This window comes from Acinetobacter sp. AB03 (genome assembly GCF_058107045.1).
Genome location: NZ_JBUEBA010000012.1, coordinates 1 through 3424 on the forward strand (window position 1 = coordinate 1; position 3424 = coordinate 3424).

Here is a 3424-nt window from a genome sequence, read left to right on the forward strand (position 1 = left end):
ACCAAATGGAAATATTACCTCGATTAATTAAGGCTCGGTTATAGGATGACCAATTGGTTGTACGGTAGATTTTAGAGGCTGGCTTATTCATTTTGAAATTATATTGCTGAATAAGCTTTTGATGCTAGGTTTGTGCAACAAAGCCCCAAAATAATAATAATATTTTCTTAACATACCATTATGATGTTTAATTTATTTAAAATAAGTGCAAATAATTGGCATAAATCATGCTTTAACCCAAGTGATTGAAAAATCTTGTATACAACAAAGTGTACAAAAACTATAGCTTTGGGGGTCAAACCATGTCTTTACGTAAATATTTAATGCCATCTTTATTTATTTCTAGCGTTATTTTATCTCCTGCAAGTTATGCAGCCGATCAAGTAATTAAAGTAGGCACCTTAAAAGTGATTAACTCCATTGTGCCGCATTTTTATGAAAAATTTACCCCACCAGGTTACAAGATTCAGGTCATCCCTTTTGAAACCCCTACAGATGGTAAAAATGCGGTTGTCACCAAATCGGTAGACTTTGGAACTTATGGTGTGGCAGCGGCTATTTTGGGTGCCAGCGTTGGTGAACCTGTAAAAGTAATTGCACCAAGCGGTAATGGTGGTGTTGGCATTGTGGTTGCTAAAAATTCAACTGTGCAGAAGTTTAAAGATCTCAAAGGCAAGAAAGTAGGGATTTTACCCGGTTCAACTCAGGAAGCTATTTTTCTTGAACGCCTAAAAGAAGAAGGCATGACACTAAAAGACATTAAACCTGTCCGCCTAGCGTTTAGTGAAATGGCAGGTGCATTAGAACGTCATGATATTGATGCCTATGCAGGTTCAGAACCAGGACCTTCTGTCAATATTACACGTGGCACAGGCAGAGTGCTTGAATATCCCTACAAAACAGGAGTGGGTAATTTAAATACTGTCATGACTACACATGCCAATACCCTTAAAACCAATCCTGAACTGGTTAAAGTTTTCTTACAGGTTCATAAAAAAGCCACCGAATATGCCAATAACAACCGTCAGGCAGTGGCAGAAATGGCCAGCAAAAGATTGGGGTTATCTGCACCTGTGGCTGATTTAGCTTCTAAAAACGTATCTTTTAGTTGGAAAGCAGATGCAACATGGAATAAACGTGTTCAGTACTACAGCACCATGATGCTTGAGCGCAAACAAATCCGTAAATTACCGACCTTTAACCAGTTTGTAGATACCAGATTTATTCCTGCAAATTAATTGAATTTAATCAAAATCGAGGGGATATTCTCATGGGAAAATCAAATTCTGGTGCGATCACAGCAGATACAGCAGTGAGTTTCTCAGCGCCTGCACAGCAAAAACGTAAATTTAAAAATTGGGCGTTTACTTGGTTAGTTCCTATTATTTTGCCAATTCTTTTATTAATCGCTTGGGACATGACTGTACGGGCAACAGGAACCATGTTAGTGCCATCACCCAAAGAAGTGGTGCTAATGATTTGGGATTATGCTTTTGGTGGTATTTATGATGATGCCTTCAGTGGCAGTCTTGCCACCAACTGGATTCATTCTATCAGTCGAGTATATGGCGCATTTGCGCTTGCTGCATTGGTTGCCATTCCACTTGGCTTACTGATTGGTAAAAATGCAAAAGTTCGTCAGTTTATAGATCCAACCTTACAAATTTTACGCCCTATTCCTGTCACAGCATGGCTTCCGCTTTCTATGATTTTCTTTGGTGTGGGACCAAATGCAGCAATTTTCATTGTATTTCTTGGCGCGTTTTTCCCCATCGTCATTAATACGACTTTTGGTGTGAAATCCGTAGAAGGACGTCTTTTTGAAGCAGCAGCTATGTTGGGTTGTAAAGGTCCATCCATGTTCCACCAAGTGATTTTACCTGCATCTTTACCCTCTATTTTTAATGGTTTACGTCTAGGACATGGTATTGCATGGTTTTTAATTGTCGTAGGTGAAATGACAGGTGTCCAAGAAGGCTTAGGCGCCTCAATTATGGATGCCCGTATGTTGTCACGTACGGATGTGGTGATTGCCGGCATGATCGTCATTGGTGTAAGTGGTTATATCACTGATCGCTTATTGGTTGCACTCAATAACTATTTATTAAAATGGAGCCCACAACATAATGTCTAATCTCTCTAATTCAACAACTGCAAAACCGATTTTAGATATCCAACATGTCAGCAAAGTGTTTGATTTAAATGGTCAATCTATCCATGCCCTTAAAGATGTTGATCTTAAAATTCAAAAGGGGGAATTTATTTGCTTGATTGGTGCTTCAGGCTGTGGCAAATCGACTTTACTCCGCATTATGGGTGGTTTTGAAACGGTTTCAACAGGCAGTGCCACCATGTATGGTGCAGAAATTACCGAACCTGATTCTCAACGTGGTATGGTGTTTCAGGATTATGGTTTATTCCCATGGCTCACTGTCCGTCAAAATATTGCTTTTGGCCCCAAACAACGTGGCTTATCTGAAGCAAAATTAAAAGAACTGACCGACCATTATCTTGAAATGGTCGGACTCACCAAATTTGCCAATCACTTCCCGAATCAATTATCAGGTGGGATGAAACAACGTGTATCCATTGCACGTGTACTTGCCAATGATTGTGAAGTGTTATTAATGGACGAACCTTTTGGTGCCTTGGATGCTTTAACTCGAGAAAGTCTACAAAATGAATTATTAGATATTTGGGAAAAAACCAATTTAACGGTGATTTTTGTGACGCATGCGGTTGAAGAAGCTGTTCTGCTTGCCGATCGTGTGGTGGTCATGACTGCAGGACCAGGGCGAATCGAACGCGATTATTCGATCCCGCTTGCGCGACCACGACAAATTACTTCACCTGAATTTAACCAAGTCCGCCAAGAATTAACTGATATGCTCAGTAGTCATGTCGGTCATCATGGCAAATCCCATTAACTGATTAAACCTATTTTGCCACGGTTTAAAGGCTATCAAATTTACCTGTGATGATATGGGTCATAGGTAAATTGATACCCTTAAAGAACGGCTATGCTTCTATCTTATTTAAAAATTCAGAAAAATAAATAGTGTAAAATCTAAACATTATCTTAAAGCAACACAGGTTTCTTTTGATATTTCCTCACCCTCTTATAAGGCCACTACGGTAAACAAATTTAAACATTTAAGTCAAACAACAAATGATAAGCTTTTCAGACAACATATAGATGTTCATTTTAATCTCCATATATCCTAACAAAGTACAACGCTTACGCCACAAAACCGATTAAAGAACCATGAATACAATTGAAATCAGTAAATATCTAAGTTTTATTTTAAGACGGCTTTGTTGCATAAACATTTTGTAAGATACTGATTTTTAAAGGTTTTCATAAATTTCAACCAAATAATAAATTTAATAAAATCATGTTGTTAGGTATTTATGCAACAAAGCC

Annotated in this window: 3 protein-coding genes; all 3 read left to right on the plus strand. The window is 38.3% G+C overall.

The genetic code is table 11. From position 1 onward, the window contains the following. Nucleotides 1–302 precede the first annotated feature (302 nt). The 3 genes from ACY3FQ_RS16745 to ACY3FQ_RS16755 are packed head-to-tail and all read left to right on the plus strand — an operon-like array spanning nucleotide 303 to nucleotide 2927. A complete protein-coding gene (locus ACY3FQ_RS16745; protein ID WP_168730796.1) occupies nucleotides 303–1238 on the plus strand; it encodes an ABC transporter substrate-binding protein in 936 nt (311 codons plus the stop codon). A gap of 32 nt (nucleotides 1239–1270) precedes the next feature. Then, on the plus strand, nucleotides 1271–2134 hold the full coding sequence (locus tag ACY3FQ_RS16750) for an ABC transporter permease (RefSeq protein ID WP_168730795.1): 864 nt from the start codon (nucleotides 1271–1273) through the stop codon (nucleotides 2132–2134). Further along, nucleotides 2127–2927 carry an ABC transporter ATP-binding protein gene (locus tag ACY3FQ_RS16755; RefSeq protein ID WP_168730794.1) on the plus strand — a complete coding sequence of 267 codons (801 nt, stop codon included), beginning with the start codon at nucleotides 2127–2129 and terminating at the stop codon, nucleotides 2925–2927. The genes ACY3FQ_RS16750 and ACY3FQ_RS16755 overlap by 8 nt, the downstream gene beginning before the upstream one ends. The last annotated feature ends 497 nt before the right edge of the window (nucleotides 2928–3424 follow it).